The sequence below is a fragment of the Aneurinibacillus thermoaerophilus genome (assembly GCF_019603355.1).
GTDB lineage: Bacteria > Bacillota > Bacilli > Aneurinibacillales > Aneurinibacillaceae > Aneurinibacillus > Aneurinibacillus thermoaerophilus.
Genome location: NZ_CP080765.1, coordinates 1 through 22,913, shown reverse-complemented (window position 1 = coordinate 22,913; position 22,913 = coordinate 1). Strand labels below are relative to the sequence as shown.

At 43.7% G+C, this 22,913-nt stretch carries 21 protein-coding genes; all 21 read right to left on the bottom strand.

Annotated features, from left to right (window positions below; all coding sequences use genetic code 11):
* Positions 1 to 675, bottom strand: coding sequence for a DUF2313 domain-containing protein (locus K3F53_RS18830; RefSeq protein WP_091261488.1), 675 nt, complete (start codon positions 673 to 675; stop codon positions 1 to 3).
* Positions 675 to 1,784 carry a baseplate J/gp47 family protein gene (locus tag K3F53_RS18825; RefSeq protein WP_091261489.1) on the bottom strand — a complete coding sequence of 370 codons (1,110 nt, stop codon included), beginning with the start codon at positions 1,782 to 1,784 and terminating at the stop codon, positions 675 to 677. The genes K3F53_RS18830 and K3F53_RS18825 overlap by 1 nt, the downstream gene beginning before the upstream one ends.
* Positions 1,784 to 2,182 carry a DUF2634 domain-containing protein gene (locus K3F53_RS18820; RefSeq protein ID WP_091261491.1) on the bottom strand — a complete coding sequence of 133 codons (399 nt, stop codon included), beginning with the start codon at positions 2,180 to 2,182 and terminating at the stop codon, positions 1,784 to 1,786. The genes K3F53_RS18825 and K3F53_RS18820 overlap by 1 nt, the downstream gene beginning before the upstream one ends.
* Positions 2,179 to 2,568, bottom strand: coding sequence for a hypothetical protein (locus tag K3F53_RS18815; RefSeq protein ID WP_091261493.1), 390 nt, complete (start codon positions 2,566 to 2,568; stop codon positions 2,179 to 2,181). Before K3F53_RS18815 ends, K3F53_RS18820 begins: the two co-directional genes overlap by 4 nt.
* On the bottom strand, positions 2,568 to 3,632 hold the full coding sequence (locus tag K3F53_RS18810; protein ID WP_220561225.1) for a hypothetical protein: 1,065 nt from the start codon (positions 3,630 to 3,632) through the stop codon (positions 2,568 to 2,570). Before K3F53_RS18810 ends, K3F53_RS18815 begins: the two co-directional genes overlap by 1 nt.
* Positions 3,629 to 4,264 (bottom strand): LysM peptidoglycan-binding domain-containing protein, encoded by a 636-nt coding sequence (locus K3F53_RS18805; protein ID WP_220561223.1) that lies wholly within the window; start codon positions 4,262 to 4,264, stop codon positions 3,629 to 3,631. Before K3F53_RS18805 ends, K3F53_RS18810 begins: the two co-directional genes overlap by 4 nt.
* Before the next feature lie 20 nt (positions 4,265 to 4,284).
* Positions 4,285 to 9,378, bottom strand: coding sequence for a PspA/IM30 family protein (locus K3F53_RS18800; protein ID WP_220561221.1), 5,094 nt, complete (start codon positions 9,376 to 9,378; stop codon positions 4,285 to 4,287).
* A gap of 81 nt (positions 9,379 to 9,459) precedes the next feature.
* Positions 9,460 to 9,993: a copper amine oxidase N-terminal domain-containing protein gene (locus K3F53_RS18795; RefSeq protein WP_175493660.1), complete on the bottom strand. Its 534-nt coding sequence runs from the start codon at positions 9,991 to 9,993 to the stop codon at positions 9,460 to 9,462.
* A gap of 183 nt (positions 9,994 to 10,176) precedes the next feature.
* Positions 10,177 to 10,572, bottom strand: coding sequence for a hypothetical protein (locus K3F53_RS18790; RefSeq protein ID WP_091261238.1), 396 nt, complete (start codon positions 10,570 to 10,572; stop codon positions 10,177 to 10,179).
* Between the two features lie 42 nt (positions 10,573 to 10,614).
* Positions 10,615 to 11,079 (bottom strand): hypothetical protein, encoded by a 465-nt coding sequence (locus tag K3F53_RS18785; RefSeq protein WP_091261239.1) that lies wholly within the window; start codon positions 11,077 to 11,079, stop codon positions 10,615 to 10,617.
* Positions 11,080 to 11,097: 18 nt separating this feature from the next.
* On the bottom strand, positions 11,098 to 12,564 hold the full coding sequence (locus K3F53_RS18780) for a hypothetical protein (RefSeq protein WP_220561219.1): 1,467 nt from the start codon (positions 12,562 to 12,564) through the stop codon (positions 11,098 to 11,100).
* Between the two features lie 50 nt (positions 12,565 to 12,614).
* The gene (locus K3F53_RS18775) at positions 12,615 to 13,220 is read right to left on the bottom strand and encodes a hypothetical protein (protein ID WP_220561217.1); all 606 of its coding nucleotides are present in this window, start codon (positions 13,218 to 13,220) and stop codon (positions 12,615 to 12,617) included.
* Positions 13,217 to 13,681, bottom strand: a complete 465-nt coding sequence (locus K3F53_RS18770) for a phage virion morphogenesis family protein (RefSeq protein ID WP_220561216.1) — start codon at positions 13,679 to 13,681, stop codon at positions 13,217 to 13,219. The genes K3F53_RS18775 and K3F53_RS18770 overlap by 4 nt, the downstream gene beginning before the upstream one ends.
* Positions 13,659 to 14,036, bottom strand: coding sequence for a hypothetical protein (locus K3F53_RS18765; protein WP_220561214.1), 378 nt, complete (start codon positions 14,034 to 14,036; stop codon positions 13,659 to 13,661). The genes K3F53_RS18770 and K3F53_RS18765 overlap by 23 nt, the downstream gene beginning before the upstream one ends.
* 5 nt (positions 14,037 to 14,041) lie before the next feature.
* Positions 14,042 to 14,677, bottom strand: coding sequence for a hypothetical protein (locus K3F53_RS18760; RefSeq protein WP_220561212.1), 636 nt, complete (start codon positions 14,675 to 14,677; stop codon positions 14,042 to 14,044).
* Complete coding sequence (locus K3F53_RS18755; protein WP_220561210.1) at positions 14,664 to 14,945, bottom strand: hypothetical protein; 282 nt, start codon at positions 14,943 to 14,945, stop codon at positions 14,664 to 14,666. The genes K3F53_RS18760 and K3F53_RS18755 overlap by 14 nt, the downstream gene beginning before the upstream one ends.
* Before the next feature lie 14 nt (positions 14,946 to 14,959).
* Positions 14,960 to 17,884, bottom strand: a complete 2,925-nt coding sequence (locus K3F53_RS18750; protein WP_220561208.1) for a hypothetical protein — start codon at positions 17,882 to 17,884, stop codon at positions 14,960 to 14,962.
* Between the two features lie 142 nt (positions 17,885 to 18,026).
* Positions 18,027 to 18,245 carry a hypothetical protein gene (locus K3F53_RS18745; protein ID WP_220561206.1) on the bottom strand — a complete coding sequence of 73 codons (219 nt, stop codon included), beginning with the start codon at positions 18,243 to 18,245 and terminating at the stop codon, positions 18,027 to 18,029.
* Positions 18,245 to 20,497, bottom strand: coding sequence for a minor capsid protein (locus tag K3F53_RS18740; RefSeq protein ID WP_220561205.1), 2,253 nt, complete (start codon positions 20,495 to 20,497; stop codon positions 18,245 to 18,247). The genes K3F53_RS18745 and K3F53_RS18740 overlap by 1 nt, the downstream gene beginning before the upstream one ends.
* Positions 20,498 to 20,514: 17 nt before the next feature.
* Positions 20,515 to 21,957, bottom strand: coding sequence for a phage terminase large subunit (gene terL / locus K3F53_RS18735; RefSeq protein WP_220561203.1), 1,443 nt, complete (start codon positions 21,955 to 21,957; stop codon positions 20,515 to 20,517).
* A complete protein-coding gene (gene terS, locus K3F53_RS18730; RefSeq protein WP_220561201.1) occupies positions 21,929 to 22,864 on the bottom strand; it encodes a phage terminase small subunit in 936 nt (311 codons plus the stop codon). Before terS ends, terL begins: the two co-directional genes overlap by 29 nt.
* Positions 22,865 to 22,913 lie beyond the last annotated feature (49 nt).

Here is a 22,913-nt window from a genome sequence, read left to right as displayed (position 1 = left end):
TTATTCCCCCTTTTTCATTGTAATTTCAAAACCGGTAATTGGACCATCTACACGGTGATAATATTCATCACCATAAACAGAAAATGATTGACTGAAAATTTTCCCTGATATAGATGTTGTCATGGGTACATCTAAGCCACATATAGGAAAATCTATTGGGTGGTTGTAGGCGTTAAGGGAGACAACAATGGCCTCTTTTTCCTTGTTTTTAGCTTGATATTGATGCGCTAAATGTCCAAGTTTATTTCTTCTGATATATTCTTCAGCAACATCAAAATTAATAACCTTGTCTGTATTCTGAAACTCATATATGACAAGAAAATCATGAAAAAAAGGAATGATATTTACGGGAGTTTTTAGCAAGTAAGACATAGCAGCTTCAAATTCTTCTGTATTTGTTGGTCCACCCCGCTCCCATTTCCGAACTATAATGCGTCGCCGACGTTCCTCAAGCGTTAACTTCTCACCGTTGCTTAGCCCTAGCAATCGCTCTTTTTCTGCTAGCGTATCAACAGAGTTTTTTGTCAGCCGTTCCGCCTCTATTTTTTCGATGATTCTTTCCCCTTCTTTAATCACGGCCACGATGGCATTAAGCAACCGCTCCATATCGATGCCGCTAAACTTAAACCATCGCTTGGGAAAGTAGCTTTTAAGCTGTTCTTTTAACGCATCCATTACACCACCTCAGTAAGCGTGTATATTCCAGGTAAAGCTAGCTCTCCGCCGCTCAACGGAATATCCTTCGCTGGAGCATCCAAAGTGAAATTAAATACCCCTTCTATATCATTGATTGCATTACGCAACTTATTTGTTCGTACAATAAGCACTTTATTCTCCGCTTCGATGCAAGCATCAAGAGCTTTTTTAATTTGCGGAAGAATAGTAGAGAAGGTAAACCCGGGCAACAGTTTGATTTGGGCTGATACATCGACATAAATGGGGGTTGGTGCTTTAACGAGAACACTACAACCACCAGCCGGAATTTTTTTGTTTATGAACGCTTGTACTTCATCAATAAGCTCCTGAGTTGGAAGTCCGTTGGTTCCGGTAATCAACAAATCAAGCGTACCGTTTCCGCGCGCTAATGGGATGCTACGGGCAGAAACTACACCTGTTATTTGTTTGGCCCATATAGGATAATCAAATTCCGTACCGCCTTTTTCACGGTTTTGAATATCTTCGATAAGCCGTCCACGTAGTGTTTCATCATCCTCTTTATCCGCGCCCTCTTCCACCAGTTCAACAACCTCAATTGTATCTACACCAACCATGCCAGGATGAACCGTCGTTCCGGCAGAGAGGTTTCCTATTTTTCCCTCAATCGAACACTTTGCTAATACATATGTACTTGTTTGACCGGCAGGAATTACCGGTATATCAGGCTCATCCTTTGTCGTTATAACATAAAAATCAATAGCTGGCATATCGCCTATAGCTTGTGTCGTAATAAGAGAGCCGACCGGAATTGGTGTATCAACAGATGCAGGAGATGAACGCTTGGCATTAAAGCGTACGATAGCCTTTTTAGCCAGCTTTCTTCGTACAATCGATGACCATTCTTCGCACTGCTCATCTAAAGCATCACCTTTCGCTGTGAAAGGGCTATGATCTTCATGTACAGATTTAGCTGCCATGATTTGGTCATATACCATATCCCGCGTTCCTATTGCGATATGTTTGACAAGCCACTGGTCGTCCAATTCCTCGATTTTAGCGCCCTCGCCAATCAATACATTCACAAACTTTTGCATGAGTTGGTCGGGTGTTGGAAACTCAATAGCCATTACGTCGCCTCCTCCAACACAAGATCAAATGTGATATCTTGTACGGTTACTCTTGCTGTGATGATTACGACATCATCTTTTCCCACCTCTACCGTTACGCTTTGTACATTGTCCACGCGCGGGTCTTGCATGATAGTATCCCGCACTTCCCCTTCGATTTTTTGGATTTGAGCAGGTGTCATAGACTTGGAAAGCATGCGATAAAGATTCGTGCCATATTCAGGGTAATAGATTAGTTCGCCCTTCTCACAAAGCAACCGCAAATATAATTGGTTCCGGATATTTTCAATTTGCGACATGGTAGCAATCTCATTGCCAACAAATTGAATATCTCGCTTTTTCACATCATAAAAGATGTCAGTTCCGGTATAGACTTCATTTTCATTGGGTTCGTTCATTGTATCACCCCAGTTATTACATATTTGAGCGGTCCCTCTTTTTCGTTGACTACTGGTACTAACAACGCTGTTTTCCCAACATCATTGATGGTAATGGGAACGGTTGTCTGGCATTGCATAGATTTTCCTTTGATTAAGACCTCAATCGGGGCATGATTTGTGATTGTGGCAGTTCGGGGCAACCGGATGCCGATGGGAATGACAAGACTTTGCCCGTACGTCCCTTCCGCTGGAATCACAAAACATTCTTGTCCGACATGCACATCTTCTACATCGATTAAGAAAGGAAGCCATCCGAGTTCTTGCTCCGATGGCTTTAAAGTGGGAATGACTTTCTCTGCTTCCGGTTTTGAGCTTGTAATTTCAGCTATACTTGGATTCCGCATTATCCCACCTCTTTCATTTTGTTTCCAAAGCTTATTGTTGTGGTAATTCCATCTTCTAACGTTTCGCTGTAGCGAACGCGAGTGACATAATAAATTTGTGAAAGCCCCAATCCTACGCCATATAAAGCGATGCGGCGGTCTGTATCCAGGTCTACATAGCGCGGAGTAAAAATCTCCCCTGTTATGTCGCATTTTGTTAATTCACGATATATGGAACGAATACGAAGACGGACCTGCTCTTGAGAGAGCCCGGTTAAAGTGTATCTTTTTATGAGCGCTGTTTCCGGTTCGTCATTTGATGCACCTTTTTTATTTTCTTTGGGGGGACGCGGGTAATATTCGATAATCGTGCGACCTTTATAGTAGGAGCGCCCCTCTACGATAATGTCCCGGGCACCACTCATATGCCGTTTGATACTACGGACTTCACAATCTTTTCCGTATGTGAAGGGGATTGGAGCGAGCTTAAGTTCTGGGATTTGGTCGAGTGGTCCAAAAAAACCTTCATTTCCTTTCACTCGAACCACAAATCCCTCCCATTCTGCCAGCCAGTTTAGCAGCTCCCAATCATTCATTTTTGTGTTTGCGGTTTGGGAGTCTTCCGAATATGAACCGATCTTACGGGACGTTGCTGTTACCTTCGCTTTCAGTTTGTGATAAGCAAAAATTTCATTTGCCACAGAAGAGGCTGTGCGATTCTTGATGTTGCGCGGAATTTCACGGTCAATTAATCTTCCGATTTTCCCGCGTCCTGAAATCATAACTTTTTCCTCATCAGTAAAATCCCAGTCTGGCTCATCAACAATGCCGTTAATCAATTCGCGATTTCCGATTTTAATTTGAACCGGAATATCTTTACCGGAGATAAGGGTTGTGCTTGCCTTTGCGTTGGAAGCAAGGATACCATTCCCCCCTACATTCCAAGGTACTATTACGTCGAAATTATCCGCTTCATCAAATGCACATAAATCTACACTCCACTCTTTAAAACTGATTTTTTGCCCAGCCAAGTACACTTCACCAAACAGTTTTTGCGTTCCGTACACAGGTTGTTTATAGATCATAGAGTGATCACTAGCTTTTGTCCGGGCTTAATTTTATTTGGATCGCGGCCGATGACAGCTTTATTCTCTTTGTAAATCTTTTCGTATTTATTCGGATCACCATAGTATTTTTGAGCAATCATTCGCAAGTATTCCCGCGGAGCTACTACATGAATGATTTTTTTAGGTTTTTGTTGCTGTGCTACCTGTTGTGATGAAGCAAGAGACGCTAATGGTTTGGTTGCATTAGTAGAAACAGTAGATGTTTTTTGAGCATTGGCGGTGGATGTTTTGGTTGCGGATACTGTTTTTGACATATCACGTTCAAGTTTGATAGTGAAATCAATCCAGTCTTTACGCGTCCACGGCCATTCAAACTTTTGAACAAAACAAAAAAAGGAGAAGGTGTGGAATGAAACCTGAACACTTTCTCCTGAACGACAATATTTTTCAAGTTGAGCAGCCTTTTGATATGCGTCTGGTCCGTCAAAAGTTCCCTCCCACTCGTGTCCATCAGCTGGGAAGTACCCACGCGGCTGTTTGATAATACCGCCCCCAGGCAACTTATGAGTGGCAATGATCTGTTCCCCGCCAAGGGGGAAGTTTTCAGGTGCCGCCAACCCTGTCATTTTCACATTACCGATGATTAACAAGCTATTCCTCCTCCTTTTTTCTACTGGGATAAACCAGGGCGATAAGAAGCATTATTCCGACGTTTCTTCCGGATGACTGCTTCGATAATTCCCGGTAGCTCTTTGGCGAATTTGGCCAGTTCTTCTTGTACATATACTCCGATTTCCTCTCTGTTACTGCCACCATTTATATTGATGTCACCAAACTGAATGACAATTGGCGTGCTGCTTTGTGAAGAGGTAGAGAGAGATAATTCTCTTTTCGTACTTTGACCCTGACCTTGTTCTTGTGGCGCAAACATTTCTCGAATTGTGCCAAGGAACGGAACACGGTACGACGAACCTGCAATGCCACCATTAGCAAACATTTTTATGCCAATCAATCTTGCAGTTTGTTGCCATAACGAAATTGCACGAGCGCGCCTGCTCGGATGTAGCGGAATTACCATCTCTGGTTGTCCAGGTACTTCTCCTGCAATTGCTTCTCCGTTTCCTACCCATGTAGGAACTTTAACAATTCCGCCTTTACCTGCCATACCGCCATTAGCTAACTTTTTGATACTATTTCCAGCACCTACAATACCTCCATTAGCTTTCTTTTCAACATATTTCGTAAGAGCGTATGGTAAAAACGAATTCTTTTGTGCCGCTGGATTAAATACCTCTTTATTGTCTACTTTACGAGTGACAGGTGGAGTTGGTCGAGTTTTCGGGGCTGGTGGCCCATATGGTACGCTATAATCGACCTTAACTTTTGTTTCTACTCCTTGACCAAACAATTCTTTTACTTTCTCCCAAACAGAAGTAAAGGCAGATAATAGTCCTTTTACGATGGAAGAAGCTAAAGTGGGAAGGGCTGTGAAAATGATCCAATCAAATAGCTCTCCCAATAAGCGCATCCCATCTGATTTTACCCATTCCCAAGCACCTTTTAGTAATTTGATAATGCCTACAACAAGGCCAGGCAAAGCTGTACCAAGTAACCATTGGATTAACAACCCGAACAAGCGGATGCCGTCTGTTTTAACCCAGTTCCATGCCTTTCCTAAAAGCGACATTGCCCCGGATGCTAAGTTGCTGAGCAAGGTTAATCCGTTTGTTTTAATCCAGTTCCACGCCGCCCCTGCCATAGACTTGATCCAATTCCATGCCTGTTGCATGATAGGTGGTAAAGCTTTTGCTATCACTTGGAATGTTGTTTTTATTAAATTACCAACCGCGCGGAGAACCTTTGGACCTTCAGTGGTGAATACTTTCCAGAAAGCGCGAATACGGTTTCCGCCGTTCTTTTGGATATCCATCGTGATTTTATCAATGTTTTTGGCCACGTTGGATGGATCACTTTTTCCGTCCGCCCCTTTAGATAGCCCTTTGTATAAGGCTCCACCTGCCAGAGCACCAATGGCCAACCATGGAGCGAAGGCCATAGCGCCAGCTGCTAACATGCCAATACCGCTCCCAGCCATGCCAATTCCTTTACCAACCATACGCCCAGCACCTACCACTCTTCTAGCGGTGCCGCCGATAATACCGAAACCTGTTTTTGCTGTTCCTGTTACGCCGGTTTTCACGAAGTTCATCATCTGCTGGCGACGCGTCAGAGGGTTCCCGGCCGAATCTTTTGTGCGGAACATATTAGCGTAGTGATTGGTTAATCCTGCCTTTTCCATTCGGTCTGTAACATAGTTGTTTAAGCGGCTCGCACCTTTTGCGAATCGTGAACCGGTAAAGCTATCATATAACATCTTTGCCCCAATGATTTTTCCCTCTATTCCTTGTTTAACAGGATCTACGAGCATTTTTGCTCCAATAGCATACTCTTGTGCTTTATTACGAATCGGGGTAGCCAGTGGCGCAATGAGATGGTTTTGAGCAAATGATCTCACCTGTGTTCTTGCTGCAATAATAGCCCCTCTTGCGCGAGTATAGCGTTCACTCCAAATGTTACGGTCTACAATGCGATCATCATTACCTCTTCGATTAAAAAGACCGCCACGACGCATAAGCAAGTTTCGTTGTGCATGAGTGTACATAATAGCCCCGCTTGCGTCTCGCATGATGTTTCCATTCGCATCTCGCTGAATGCGGCCACCTTGATAAGTGTAGAATTTCTGACCAAACAGCATACGGGATAGATAACTTTGCCGCGCCATAAAAATTTGCCGGCCGTTATAACGGCCCGTTTGAGTGATGTTTCGCTGTAAATCACGTGTGGAAGCAATTGTACGTCCTTCTCGCAATCCCCATCGTTCTATATCCGCTGTGTTTAATCCAAGACCTTTTTGGCGCATTGTCTGGCGCTGTCTTGCGGTTGCGAGCGAAGAAATACCCATCCCAGCCATTGCATATCCTGCGAGTGCTGAGAGTGGGGATAAGGCAGTAGCAATCGCTTGTCTCGGGTGTCTAACCGTTTCATATATTGTTTTTACTTTTTGGACTGTAGTACGGGTAGTACCAGCAGCAATCGCTCCGACTTTTCGACCGCCACTTACCGCACCTTCTTTCCCACCTACCATGGAAAACATGGCTTTCATTGCACGGAAAGCGGGAGCGGCCAGAAGTGCGGCACCTGCAGCAACAAGCAAATCGGCTGTAAGCGCAGTTGCGATTTTTCCCACGTCACCGGAAGCTACTGCTTGTACGTTTAACTCAAATAGTTTTTTTAGTCCAGTTGATAAAGCCTTTGTGATGCCATCAAGAATCGACCCACCAATTTTTAACCCAAACTCAATAGCTTTGGTTAAGTCGAAGTTTTTGAAAATCGTATCAAAAATCGATCCGATATTTTTGAAAGCTTCTTCGAATGATTGAGCAGCTTTGTTGAAATCACCATTAATCACTTGGGCAATACCACGAATTAGCGGCTCGATAACCTGTAAAGCGCCGACCAGTATATCCCCTATTACCCTACTGATTTCCTCAAGGATTCGGCGCATCTTTGGCCATATATTGCCATTTGCATCACGGAATAAGTCAAGAACAGGTTTGAAAGCATATTTGATATCTTCCCATATCTTTTTTAATAAGGGACCAACGCGTTCCCAGTTATCAATAATCACAGTGGCTAGCAAAGAGAAAGCAGTCAGCATTGGATTGAGCTTTACAAAGTCCGCCACAAATTTTGCTAGTGCGAGAGGGGCTACCCTAAACGCCGTAGCCAAAGCTGGGCCAAGTCCTGCGAGCATTTTAGGCAATCCTATAATTGCCTTCCTAAACATATCGAATCTTTTGGCCATCTGTACGACACGAGGAGGAAGAACAGCCATCGCGCCCGCCTGCATCCCTTTCATGGCAAGACCTAACGCTAAAAATGCATCTTTTGAAAAGAGTAGACCATACGCCAAAGGAGCCAGCAAACCTACGAAAACTGTAAGGGCTGCACCTCCGGCCAATATGTGCGAAACAAAGGTGGCAAAACCAGGATTGTTACGCAAAAATTCAGTAGCAGCTGCTGTCATACCCGTTAGTTTGTTTCCTATTGCTTCTATGGTAGGACCAAGCGCATCGAATAATTGCTCTATTACGTTAGCAAAATTCCGCCATGCTTTTGCCATTGCCTCTACGCCTGCTTCAGCATCCCCCATATTCTGATAGGCGTTCAACGGATCAAGTTCTTGAAGCTGCATCATCATTTTTATTTCGCGTTGCAGCATTTCTTCACGGTTTTTCCCTAAGTTCTCTTGCATGCGCTTTATATCGCTCTCTACATTGGCGATAGCTTGGTTTATGATTGCCTTCTGGTTCTTATCCTTCGTAGCGTCTCGTTGTTTCTCCAACCTTTTCTTTTCTCGTTGCAAGCGAATGTATTCTTTAGATTGCTCACGAATAGCTTTCGCAACATTTCGTTCCGCAGCCGCTCTGGCATCGTCCTCTGTAATTTTCTGTCCTGTAACAAGTTTTTTATAAACGTCGCCGTATTGCGTGAGCGATTTAGCAGCTTCTTCCCAATCCCCATTTGTTCGTTTCATTGCTAGTGCTAGGGCATTTGCTGCTTGTTCTTCGTCGATGGAAAGCAGTCGCATGGTCTTTCGCATCGTCTCGATGGCCTTTATGCTAGATTGCGCGTCACCTGATGCCCATACATCAGCAAAGTCTGCACCTTTTGTAGCTAGACTTTTCGCCGCTTCTGCTGTTAAATCATATTTATTCTTCAAAAAAGCAAATACTTTCGATACTTCTTCACGTGCTTGTCCTGTCTCTGCGTATACATCTGCCATTGCGTTTTTGTATTCTTTCATGTTGACGCGTGGAGTGAGTGTCTGTGCTTCAAACTTAAAGTAAGCCTGTTCTGCTTTAGCACCTACATAGGCAAATGCAGCACCTAGCCCCAAAATAAAAGGTGTTACCATCGTATTGATGGTCGTACCAAGCGTTTGATAGGTGGTGGCAAGCTGTTGCACCTTACGACGTTGTTCCTGGATCGTGTCAGTTGCGCCAACAATGGCTTTGGCCGCTCCATCAATCGTTTTGTACGTCTTGCCTGCAAGCATAGCAAGGTCAGCATTGAAAAAGCCTGTTACCTGCGCTTTGAACCGTTGGAAGCATTCTAACGGTTTTACAAATACATCCTTGCCGAAAGCCTTCATGACATTATAGCCGTTGACCTCGGCCATCTTCTGCACGGCATTTACATCTTGGAGCTGCTTCTTATAGCTTGCTAGTGCCGCCTCTGCCTTTTTGATTTCCTCTGCATACTTGGAGGCATCTGCGCTTTTCTTCATCTGCTCTAATGCCCGTTCGGTGAGCTTGATTTGGTCGCGTAGATTGTCCATTCGTACATTCGCTAAATTGTACAATTGGCCTTCTAACGCTTGAATTTCCGCCTTTGTTTTCCCAAATCCAAGCAAAGACAATTCTCTTCGAGTGCGAGCGATAGATTTTTCGATCTTTGTAAATGTATGGTGCGCTTGAATAGCGTTAGTCGCTGCATTAAATTCTCGAAAGCTGGCGGTTGTTGCATTTAAGCGTTGCTGCATGTTGCGAAGAACTACAATAGGGGCACTGCTAATGTTCATTCTATTTAAATTTTGTACTTGTCTATACGTATGCTCTGCTGTTCTCCCTATCCTACGAAGAACATGAGAAGTACGGTCAACCGCATTAATCAAAACACTAGCGTTAAACACCATACTCATTTTTTCGCTCACCTCATCCCAATAAAAAAACACCCTCTATATTTAAGAGAGTGTTGAGTGTTTTCATAATAATATATTTTATTAATTATAATTAACCTCTGTATCAAACGGATCGGCAGTTATATATTCGGTGTTCTGACTTTCATTTTCAGATTCTACATAGTTTCTAATATCTAATATATTAGGGCCGATCCAATCAGCAATACAATAAATAGACACAATTAGAGCTGCAGCTTCTACGTAAAGCGTGCCGTTAATGATAACAGGCGGCTCATCCATTTCGATTTTTTCTCCGCCAATATAGGCTATTTTATTACCGACTTGAAATGTAGAAATGACTTCTCCATCAATGACAGTGAATGTCTTTGTCTTTGCATTCCACGTGCTTTTTACATCGAACATATCCAGAAACGATTTTGCCGGAAACATTAGCTCGTCACGGGCATAGATTAGCTTTTTAGGTAAATCAAATTCCTCACCTTCAAATGATAGTTGCACATGTGCAGTTTGGTAGATAGAAGATGTTTGTAATGGTTTGAGTTGAGCGGCTGCAGTCGGAAGCGCTACAACGAAAGACGAACAAATGATGCCAAGCGCTAAAAATATTTTTTTCATTTTCATTCACCCCTTTCCAAGATTTTAGAATAAATTTCCGTTTATTTCTATGATTTTAACTAAAATATTGGAAAGAAGAAGAGAACAACCTCTATAGGTCGTTCTCTTTCTCCCACGCTTCCCGCAGCAGTTCATACGCTATTTCTCGCATGCTGTGCGGCATATTAAGCGCATCTTGCCACGTTATTGCTCCTTTGCTCCATCTTCCGATTTCGAGGCATTCAATGAACCATTGCTGTTCTCGCCAGTATTGGCGTTTTCTTTCTTTTTTTCTTCGCTTTCCACCTCACTTAATTTTCGTTGAAATTCATCAAATTCTTTCCCAGTGAAGTTAGCAAAGGCTTGAAGAAGCGTTTTTTGATTCGTTGGTTTTTTTATTTCTTTGCCGTTAACTTGTTCTACGGAAAAAATAGCGTTAAGTTGTCCCATTTGAAAAGCAACAGAAGCTGGAATAGACTTGCTTTCCGCTGCTTCTTCACTCATAGATCCGGTTAGAAATGAGCTTATTAGGAAACTGTCAAATGCGGTTAATTCGCGTGTTTTGATAATTTTACCAGTAGAGAGTGTGATTTCTGCCATGTAATTCACAATCCTTTCTTTTACTTAATTCTTATATCCAAATTAAATACGGTCACGTCTCATCGCTTTTAGTTTCATTTTGAATTTCCGAGCATTATCCCCGCCATCACCGGACTTTTCAAACTCTACAATACGCACACCACCATCTGCTGTGTATTTGTATTTACGAACGGTTCCATCCAAGTATGTTTCCGTTGTAATGACCTCTAATTCAGGGATAAGAGTGTTATGACGGTGGGCCAGCTCCAATTCTTCGATTAGATCATCTGGCGTCGTATCTACAATTTCACCTTCAAGATCGATTTCCCACCCTTTCCAGATGGTGCGTGTGTGTTCATAAGGCTCACCAATGGGATGTTTGGTCTTTCTTTCGGTGATAGGTTTTTCGTCAAATTTTTCTGTCTCGATTGAAAAAGGTATAGTGGTACGAGCCCCAGATGGGCTGACTATTGTTTTTGTATACGAAATCTTTAAATCTTTACCTAGCAAGCCATCTTTTGCTGCCATGTTTTATTCCTCCTTCGCTTACATCGCGTCAGCCGCACTTAGCAAGCGAACGCGGATTTTATCGGCAATGTTATATAAATCAACCGTTAGATCTTCGATGAATTCATCTACGTTGCCGATTTTTTCAGGTGGTGTAAAAAATACTTGATAGTCTTGGATAATTTCTGCCGTTTTTGCATCGTCAAAATACTTTCGTGTCACTGCTTCTACATCTTCCAGCACGCTTGGAGAGATATGTTTACTTCTGTATGGCGCTAGTATGATGTAGTAGTCTTTCTCGATTAGCGATGTCACACGACGGCGATATGTTTGTCGCAATCGCTTGTCTTTTGACAACGTATAATCACTACGTAAACCATATCTTAACTGGCCATCGGCATCGACGATTTGGCTCATGCATACGACATTAGATTTGGTCAAAAGCTCAACATCCTCGTCACTGATAGGAACATCTAGGGACTCGATATCAGCAAATGTAAAGCCGGCAGTTCCATCCTGAACAGGCGTAAGGATGTGTGCAATGCAGTCACACACTGCTACTGGTACATACCATCCTTTTGATTTGCTCTTGGCGTGACCAATTGATAAATGAGCGAATTCCGTATCATATGTTTCGCGCTTGACAGCAGCTGCTGAAGGACTTGTATTTAAGGCGGTTGGTAAATATGCGAAGGCATTTTTCTTCTCCGCTGTCTTAATTAGCTCTTCATTAAAGGCATCAGAAACAAAGATATCAGATGTGATATCTGTTACCTCCATAGAGGTTTTCATAAGCTCCAATCCAGTTTTATTTCCCGTATTTGAATCAAATCCACCTTTATAAAGACTGGTCAAAGCGGACGTCGTTGTTGGGATTGTGCCGTCCGATCCACCTGCTAGTTTGGTAGCTTCGATAACAGCTGGGATGTTGTTGGGCGCTTCTGTTTTACTATTTGCATTTTCTGCTTCAAATTCTGGCGAAAGTTTGTTAATTGCATCAACTGCTTCTTGCACGGAAGATAGATTACTGTAAATTTCCGGCTTCATATTAGGAACCGTTAAAGTAATGGTAAACGTACCGGAAATATCCCCGTCCGTCACTTTCACAGTGCAATCATTACCGATTTCACCCAAGTCTTTTTTACGAATAATTAATGTGTCTTGCGCCTCTGCTGCCCTGTCCTTCAACGTAATACTAGCTTTTGCCGCCCCGTTTCCACGGAGATTTACTAAAATAAGCTTTTGAACTCCGCGCTTAAGTGCGGCATAAGCAGCACGGGACCCAGTGTATTTTTCAATGAAATCCCCCATTTTTTGCTTAAACTCTTTCTCGCCTACAACCGTATGAACCTCATACGGCGAACCTTTCTGGAAGTATCCAATAATTCCCATTACCTTTTGAGAAACACCAAGCGGTTTCTCAGGAACTTCTGGCACCTGTTCTTCAAAATAAATATCTAGTGTTTCAAAATCATCTGCTGTTTGACCGCCTCGTAAAACTGGCATAGTATGCCCCCCTTATTTAAAAAGTTATAAGAAAAAGACACCCCTGATTTTTAGAGTGTCTTTCGCTTAAATATTGATGGATTTTGATGAATAACCCAGCTTGTGTTACCGCTGCTTTCGCCGAGCGGCGGCAGTAGTTCTTCTGCTTCTAGTAACTTTCCGTAGATTTGTACTGTGTTTTTAACTGAATACAGTCGCTTCCCATGTTGCTCAAAACGCTCGCCCAGCGTTTTTATACGAACCGCTTCCTTTGGAACTGGATCGTCGGTGGTAGGGAAACGAACGTGCTTGCTGATTTTTTTCATTATATACAGCTCCCATTCACGCAGAAAAGGAAGAGGGTTAATGGTCATTCCTTCACCGTTATCCCTATCGTCCATGAAAAGAGCAACTGTGCATGTTAATGTGTATCGTCCAATTTCATACCAGGTGTAGTGTTTACCTTCATGTTCGGTGCGGGTGTATTCTTCATGCTTATCTATCATTTTTTTAATTGAAGTGGTTACCTTTCGAATCCCCACACAAGGGAATGGCCCCGCTCGTACAGCTTCAACATCATAATCAAAGACTGTTCGCGGAGGGGAAGAAAGATGAGGAAAAGAATGAATAATATCTCGCAAGGTTGCGTATGAGATTTCAATTTCATTCCGCATCATCGTAAGGTCTGCATTCTCCTATTAATCCCTTCTCGTATATCATTTTCAAGATGGGTTTCCACTTCCTCCGCCAGTGCCGGCCGTAAATATGGACGCTCTGGAATTCCCCTGTCCTCGTCCCCATATTCATGTGTAGCTGCGTAAATCATAGGGCTTCCCACTTCTGCTTCTAACTGATCGCGTCGCATTTCAAGTGTAATACTACCCTGCAAAAGACCGTCATCTTTCAGCGGTGCATCTGCATCGGCTCCAGTTGCTTTTGCTTGTGGATTGTTGAATTTCCGTTGCACAGTTTCATCCTTCAAAACAGCCCAGCCATCCTGATAGCTTCCTATTCGCCGCTTTGCATTTGTCATAACGCGTACAGCCGTTTTATGAATACCGTCCGCCACGCCTTCATGAAGCGGTTCCGACATCATATATAACTTCTTTGCAATATCATTCAGGTTCAACATTGCCATCTACCCTCTCTGCTGCTGCTTGATAGCAGACGATTTCTCCAAATATTCGTTTTGGGGTAACTGTTTTGATTTGGTATCTACGTCCCTGATACTCAATTAGAGACGTTTCAACAATACGTGTATTTGTTGGGAGTAAAAGTTCCATATTTCCCGTACTAACATCGCCAGCCATTTCAGATAAGACTTGATGTGTCAAATTACGCTGAATAATTACCTGTTTTGGTTTTTCTGTTTTATATGCAATTATTTCCCCTAAATTGTTCTTAATTGGTTTTGACTCTTCGATTAAAAAAGCTATTTTCCCATGTTCGGAAAACATTTTTTGAAGATCGGACTTAATTTTTTCAAGGAGCAAAGGTATCACCCAAATGTCATAAACGGCGAATTTTTTTCTTCTTTTTGTGAAGTAACTATTCTAGAACTATATTGCTCTTCAAGTTGCTGTGCCGCTTTAAGAATTTGTTCTATTGCTTCCGTCATGTTTTCTGTATTTATCTTCACTACACCTTCCAGATCATATGAGATGTAGTCATGAAGCATTTTGGGGTCACCCACAATAGCACGTAAGGCCATAGCCGCAGCTAGCGAAACAATAGCTGGTTCATCATACGCCGGGATGGTATCAGGTGTATGCAATGCGTCGTAATAGTAAATAACATCCTCCCGATCTATAGGAGGCTGGATAAGGTAAATCTTATTCACCAAAACCCGATATTGTAGCGGATCAAAACCAACATTTAAAACAAAATTATCAATTTGTATAAAATCATTCGGAAGTACGTATTCTACTTCTCCCGGTACGATTGACAATGTTCCGCGCTTTTTAAGTGGCCGCCATCGGCTATAATCATGCACCGCCCGCATCACAAACGTTTCTAACTCATCCGGAACGGCGGGAGAGGTTTCCGTTGCCGGTACCTCCCGCGCAAATACATAGGGTTCCTTTGTGTCCCGGATTTGGCTACGTACTTGTTCAATTAAATTAGCCAGCGACACGTTTCTTTGCCTCCTCTACATAGAAGGCATACAGCGTTGATTTGTTTTTGTCGTGGCCAGAGAAGTCAACGCCCCATTCGGTTAGTTGCTTTTTCATTTCTTCCACTGTGATATCTTTTTCCCCAGGAATGACGAACTGGTTTTCCGTTTCCGGATTATCAGTTGTCACAAAATCATGCTCCGGCGCGTCGTAAAACGAACCAGGAGAAATGAGCCGACCATTAACGATGATCGGCCCGTTTTCTACAGGATTAAATCTTTGTGCCATTATTTACGCCTCCCTTAGTTTTGGCTGCGGTAGAAACGGACTGTACGGAATGCTTGCTTTTGTGGAGTTAATGCGGCGTCATTCAGGAAGTAGTAGATTTCATCCCCGCCTGTTAGTTCGCCATTTTCATCGCGAGTAGGATACGGCCCTTTCATTGTCAAGCTTGTTTCAACCCCGTATTTTGTTGCCATGCGGCGGCCCAACAGTAAACGAGTATCTCCGCCAACCCACGGCTCATTATGTTCGTAAGCATCGATATTTTTAATCTTGCCGACATAACCTTGTGGTTGCAGCTCTGTTCCGGCAATGCCCAGCATGTTTTTGAATACTTCCGCTTGTGAGATTTCATTGCTGATCGTTTCGCTCATGGTCATAAAGTTCGGTGTAAAGAAGCGAGGCTCCGCACTCATAAGAGCCTTCTGTGCGCCGATGATATGAACGAGATTTGTAAAGTGTTTCTCTTTTTCAACACCATTAGGCGGCGTAAGATCAAAGAGAACCACATTTGTTACAAAGCTGTAGTCTACTGTAACCGCGCCAGCTGGAAGCGGATTAGCCAGTTCAATCACGCCATTTTCGTAATCAATAAAAGCCCCTGTCAGATCGATAGTGGTGCCGTCTACTTTTACAATGATTTCATTGTATGTTTTTGTAACTTCTCCGCTGTCTGTCAACTCGGTACGAGTACGCGGACGCACAATTGGAATATATTTGTTCGGATTGCCAGCAGTACCACCACGCAACAGCGTGATTTTCGTGCGATCACCACTCACATCCGGCGTTTCATTGGTTACGCGCTGGCAATTGTACTCATCAGAAGCTCGTAGCATTTCATCATGCAGATCAAGCGATACCTCACGACGCAGATCCCCGCCCATATAGTAAGAAAGGCGGCCAAGTGCATCATAGTTAAGTCCACCAGAACGCGGGAAGGTTTGTGCTTCCAGTGAAATTTCACCGGCAATCTTACGTGCTGCTGCTACCGCGCGGATATACGCCAAGCCCAGTTTACCTTTTGCCATTGGTTTAAATTCACCTACACGGGTTGGACGTGTATTTGAACGGCTGTAAGATTCAATAGGAATATCAACGTACTTTCCTTCAAAAGGGATCATTTCTACAAACTGCATGGCGCTCATGGTCTGGAACATTTGTTCAATGATTGTACGGTGCAGTGCTACGCTGCTCAGTACAGATTGTGTGGATGTTCCAGTTGCCATATTATCGGCAAAAGCTTGCAACTGTGCGGCATGACGCCTGTCAAATTCTCTTAAAATTGCATCCACATACGGCTTGTTTAATTTGACAAGATTCTCGTCACGGAAGCCCTCAAACGCACGGTAGGCATCCTGAGCCGCTTCATTTACCTTGTCTGTGAATTCTTTCCATCCTTGATTTTCGCCAACTTGAATATTTGTGGTTGCCCGTTTTTGGTCGTTCATAGCCTGATTAATATCAAATCCTAAAATGGCTAACTTTTCCGCTGGCACCAACTGCAACGCGAACTCATATGCATCGTTGAAAGTTTTTTGTGCAGTTTCCAGATTGGTAGTGTCTACCCGCTGGCGGATGCCTTCACGCATATGAGGCGGCAGCTTCTCCAGCTTGTCTTTTACTTCGTCGCTGTCCAGAAATGCAAGCGCTTCTTCTTTTGCTTTACGCTCTTTTTCTGCATCTTCCATAGCTTGAAGTCTTTCCTGCGCTGTTGCAGCCGCACGAGAACCGAGGATTGCATCGCACATAGCTGCATATTCCGGTTTATTCTTTTTGATTTTTTGCAACTCGCTGTCTGTCATTTGCATTAATTCTTCGAATGTGAACTTCACTTTGTTTTCCCCCTTTGGATTATTTTGGCTATCTGTGAAGCCGATTTTTCCTTGCCCTTTCTTTTGTTCAAGCGCCGCTTCGTCTTCCAGAACTTCTTGCAGTTCTTTGATTTGGTACAAGCGGCTGTAATAGGCAGAATTGAATGCTAAGCGGTCTACTTCATCCAATTCAGCGGCCGCGACTTCATTTTTAATCATGACTAAATCACTGAGCTTCTCCGCTTCCTTAATCTTTTTCAGATAAGGATCAACTGCATCGGAGAAGTTTTGAGCACCGCTCTGACTGTCAACAAAGCAGTTTTTAGCGTTGAATGCGGCTAGTACCGCCGCCCGTTCCACTTCGGTCATAGGAATGGTTGCGGCTTTCTTTCGAATTTCACGCAGTTCCTTCCATGTTTCTGCCGCTTCAATTTCTTCGAGAATAGACTCAATTTCATCTGTAAAAGTCTGTGTCTCGTTCTCTTTTTTCTGCGCCGATTCCGCTAGCATACTTTCAATTTGGCTGTCTGTCAGCGGAATGACACTTCCTAATGTGTTTGGTAACGCGGGATCAAACAGCATATCAAAACCAAAGAGATCAATGAATGTAGCGACTGTAACTTCTTCACCGTTATAACGGGCAACCTTACCTTTTCCACCGGCACGCATTGAGCAGCCGATCTGGCCTTCGGCATCAAGAATGGCTTGCAAGTCTTTCCCCTTCTGTGTGTCCAACACCTGAAAATCAAAATAGACATTCCCCTCTGCATCAGGATGGTGAATGTCTACGATTTTAATAACCTGATTTTCAATTGCTGAACGCCATCCTAATGTGCCATCCGCTCTTGTATAAGCTTGCGGATGTCCAGCTTCCCCCATCGCCCCCTTTCGGTTCTTTTTCCACGTATTAATGGCGTCTGTCATGACTTGTCGTGGATAAATTCGCTTATTTCCATTTACGACATCTACCTTGGTTCCCAGCATACGATACGTTTTCTTGCCGGGGATAAACCCAACGCCGCCACTGTCTACCAGTGATGCATATGCAATTACGCTATCAAGGTAAGCTGAAAAAGCATTGTTGGTATTTTGACTCTCCTGGTTATCCAGAAAGAGCATCGTTGTTTCTTTCATGAATGTTTTACACTCCTTTCTTTTGGCAATAAAAAAAGCAACACTGCTGATGATAGAGCGTCGCTATTTTTTTAAGTTTAATCTCATAAGATCGCGTGTGCGAAAGATGCCAAGAAATCCTTTAACCTTTTTCCATATACGTTCAATTTTGATAAGGGTCCCAAGGACTGTACGGACGAAACAAGCTAGAAAAAGGATCAGAGGTGAACGCCCTAGCTGGCCCTGTATCGTTAAATGCATCCTGTTCCTCTTTTGTTTTGGCATCCGCTTTTATCCAGGTTTGCTCACTTGGCGAGATACTATTAACGCCGCTACAACCGCATAACCCGAGCAACAAAAGAAATGCTAGGCTTCTTTTCATTACTTATCCTCCTTTCTGAACTTCGGCACTTTCACACAACGACAACGCGGATGCGCTGGCAGTTCCGGGGCCGTTTCACGGGTGTACGTCTGCCCGATAAACTTTTTACACTTCTTGCAAGTTCGCTCATCCTTTGTAACCAGCACTTCGAATTCTTCCAGGTCTTCTACCTCGTCATAAATGCGATCGGCCGCGCGGTTGTAAGCCCACATTGATTCCGTACGCGCAATCATCTCTGCACGGTTATGGTATGCATTAGCATAAACCTCGCCCAGCGCTTCATGAATCAGCTTGATAAGCTCTTTTTTACTTCCGACAAGGTATCCCTTTCCTAATGCTTCCCGGATGGCTTCCCGAGTCGTTTCATCGATGTTGACGATGCGTTTAGATGAATGAATGAGTAAATCTTCAAGAATATCTTCTTTGAACAGATCAAACTTAATACCGACCGTAGCCGCCGCCAGCTGACCGCCAATCTCACCGGATGCCACATACACATAAGAAAGCTCAGCCGCGTACGTTTCCTGGTCATGCTGCTGCACTTCGGTTACAGCGGCAAGAAAAGCGGTGATTTCCTCTTCTGTGAGATAAACCTCTTGTTTTTCACCATCTTCCGCATCCAGCATAACTGAACTCAGCGGAATTTCAATCTGCATGACCGCTTCTTCTTCACGAGCGAAACGCTGCTGCCAGATTTTCAGCGTCTTTTTTTCGATTTTATTCATGCCTTTTAGGTGCGGCGGGTTTTCCTCTTCTTCCTCGTCCGCATCCACAAATGCCTTATAGCCTCTAATGTTTCGGCTAAAAAGCGAATCAGATAATGGGGCTATTTCATTCCACTTGTTTTTAGACTGCTTTTCATCCTCTAGTGCTTGTATGATAAGCTCAGGGTTTTCTATATTGAAAATGTGAGCAATATTGATAACAGATGTTCTATGATCAAGCATACCTGCTTTCCGCGCTTTTATCGTGCGGTCAATTATGTCGCTTGGCGCTTCATTGCGTAGTGGTTGGAACATAATGTCATACGTCAACCCTGTTGCTTCCACATCGATGCCATGAAGCAGCAGTTCAAAATCAATAATGGCACGCAAGCCGGAGAATGGGCCGCCGTCACCATATTCAAGCAGATGGCGGATATCTTCGATTGTGTCGTAATACTCTTCCTTCTGATCGTCCAAAACGTCGCGGTTGATATCTTCTGCATGCCCGACAAGGCCTTTCGGAATGATAGTGCCGGTGTTTTGCTTATCATACAGGTATTTCACATCCGCGATTTTGTCTAGATTACCATCACCTTCAAGATTTTTCACATCGCCCATACCGTTGTGATAGTAATCGGTAACGGGCGTATATTTACCATTAACAATTGCGTCTCTATGTTCTTGTTTATATTTTTCAACGACTTTTGAATCTACTGGATTCTCTTTACTTCCAATATTGTGAACCCTACGAAGCGGAGCACGCGTTCTACGGCGTACAACCATATCGTCATCAGTCGTGGCATTTTGTCGTGAAAGTTTGCGAATGGCTTTGTATTGGCTATTTCCATACAAGCCACCACGATACTTCCAGCGAATATGATTGATTGCCCAAAGCGGAAAGTGCCGAACTGCATTATCTGGAATCACTGTGGCATAATACATGCCTTTTTGCGGGTCAATCTCCGAAAAGGCGCGGTTGATATCGATGAATTGCCCAAATTGATCTTCGTTCCGTTTCATGATTATGGCCGGAACCCAGCGAATTGAACCAATACGTAATTCTTCCGCTATCTGCTCTACTACAATGTTAAGAAATAAGTCGCCATCAGATATCATGCGGGATACCCACAAAACGGCATTCGCATCAATATTACAGCGAGTACAAAAACGATCGATGATTCCCTGTGCGCGGTTAGCGAGTTCGCTTCCACGCCCTGGTTTTCTTCCTGTTCTCGTTGCTATACGCTTTTGATGCTTACCGCTACCAGTGACGGTAATAAAAATACCCCCGCGCACGGCTTTCCGAGCAATCCGGGAGTTTGTTTCGTCGATGAGTGGGTCGCTTTCCAGCATATTTTCTACATCACGCAATACAGCCCGACGGTCGTTTTCTACCTGCATCATTTTGTACAAGTAGTATGTTTCATCGACCATTTCGCTACTGTGCGTGATGGGCGTTTGGTTTTCCGGCACCTGTGTTTCTGTTTGGATCGCTTCATTTGGCGAACCTCTCCGCCAGAAAGATGAAATTCGTTCTAATAATCCCACGTTCTCACCCCCTTCTTTTAGTAACTTCCAGCGATATCCGCCATGCTCATGCGTGAGGATTCAACTACAATTTCTACGGAGTAATTCTCAAGCTTATTCAGAGCTTGTGTACCAGCATCCACCTGGTCATCATTAGCTCCATTAGGGAATGCTGCATACTCTTCAACAAAATCATGTATCCAGGGTGCAATGCTAGAATCAGGAAGGAACACATTTCCGGATTCGATCGATGGTGAAACCGCTTGTGCTCTTACGATTTTCCCACCATCCGGGTTCACAGGAATCAACCCCGCTATCTCTCTCTTTAAAGTCGCGATAACCGCAGGTCCGTTTGCTTTATCTTCTACATATTTAGCATGAGCTTCTGGCCATTTTGCAGATAAAGATCGGATAGCTTCAATAGTCGCAGGAAAACTCATCTTATCCCGTACCTGATCGAGTAAGTATTTATCAGCCCCGATGCGCCCCCATACTTGCCCGACAACATAATCACTGTCGTTATTATCTTTGAATGTGCAATCCCAAGACTGAATAACCTCGTCGAACCGTGACGGCATGACTTTGTAATATTTCCACCAATCGCGTTTGAAAATTTGCCCCTCATCTGGTGCTGGACGCTGCTGATAAAGCGAAATCCAAAGACGAGTACCAACAGCCTTTTTCATTTCTCCATATTCATGCGGAGGGAAACGTTCTGGCCATAATACTTCTCCAGGTTCCCTCCCTAGTGCGTCATCTTCTTCTGCTACTGCCGGTAAGGAAACAACCTCCCAATGTTCACCGGTACCCTCCTTCATCTCCTTTAACAATCGACCAGCTAAATCATCCTCATGCCAGCGTGTCATAACGAGGATAATCGCACCACCCGGAGCTAAACGAGTACGCAGCGTAGATCGATACCAATCCCATACCGTTTCCCGTATGGTTTTACTCGCAGCATCCTGCCAGTTTTTAAACGGGTCATCTATAATCGCTACATGTGCACCACGACCGGTAATAGGGCCGCCTACACCAGCTGCTGTAAATCCGCCGCGCGTCCCTTCGATTCCCCATCGACCAACTGCTCCGCTATCTTTAGCTACCTGGACGCCCCATAATCGCATCCCCCACTCTTTCAACGTGTTTCGGGCAATACGAGAGAAGTCGTATGCCAGATCTGCTGAATAAGAGGAGATAATAACTTCCTTATCCGGATTTCTGCCAAGAAAATAGGAAGGGAATTTCTTGGAAACTACTTCCGACTTACCGTGCCGCGGTGGCATAAATACCATTAAGCGCCGAATTTCCCCGTGCTCTACTGCTTCAAGCTTTTCACAGAGGTATTCCAGATGCCGGGCTGACTTCCACATACCATCACTTTCATATTCAAGAAAAGAGACTAAATGTTGCCCAGCCATATACTCCGCTTCCTCTTCAAGAAGTCGTAAGTATTCAATTTCTTCGCTTTCGCTCAAGGGCATCGATTCTTGCTCTCCTTTCTTCTGGTGACATGGTAGAAGCTTTATCCTTGTTGTTGCCAACTATTTTCGCTTTCTCAAGCTCAAACTTTTCTTTTGCCAGTTTGAGTTTTTCTTGCTCAACATTCATGCTCTGTTGCATCTTGGCCAGCTGCAGACGGCGATGATCATCTTCTCCACTAAGAGTAAGATAATCCTTAATGAGCCCACGCAGTTCAGACATGGCCCGAGCATAAGAATTAAGCGCTTTTGCTTGCTTATCCCAAGCATGCTGGTACTCGTATTCAATTTCCTCGACTAAACCAGCGCCACCACCGGATTCACCATCATCCGAGCTGCCGCCTGATGGAACCATGCCCTTAAGCTTTTTGATAACTCGCGTTTCATCTTCCTTATCCTGTACAAAAAGAATTTGCTGGGATCGGATGATGTTTGTATGCTTAATGACGATTGCATCCCAAAGCATTTCTAACGGTCCGCGTTCATCAATAGCTTCCATTAATTCCTGTGTATCCTCATCATCCGGAAGGAACTTACGGAATAGGCCGTGTGTTACAGCGTGATCATTTCGCAATGGCGCTCCGCCGCTGTTTCCGACTGCGTGTTGGTTTCCTTTTTTAGCTCCACCACGATTATTTAGAGCGTTTTTATTATTTAAGGGAGCCCCACCTTTATTCGGAGTACTCCGTTCTTTTTTTGGAGTACTCCGTTTATCTGATTGGAGTACTCCATTGAACTCTTCTGTTTCACCAGCTAATTTTTGTTTCCATTTGTCTTTTGACTTCCATCCCCCAATAGTCTTTTCTGGGACATTTAATTGTTCCGCAATAGCACGATTTGTAATTTCGCCATTATGCTGCTTATAGATTTCAAACGCTTCATCCCTTCTAGGGTCCCTTTGTTTAGCCACTACTCATACACCTCACCTCCAATGCTATATATAAAGGAAGGAAAAAATA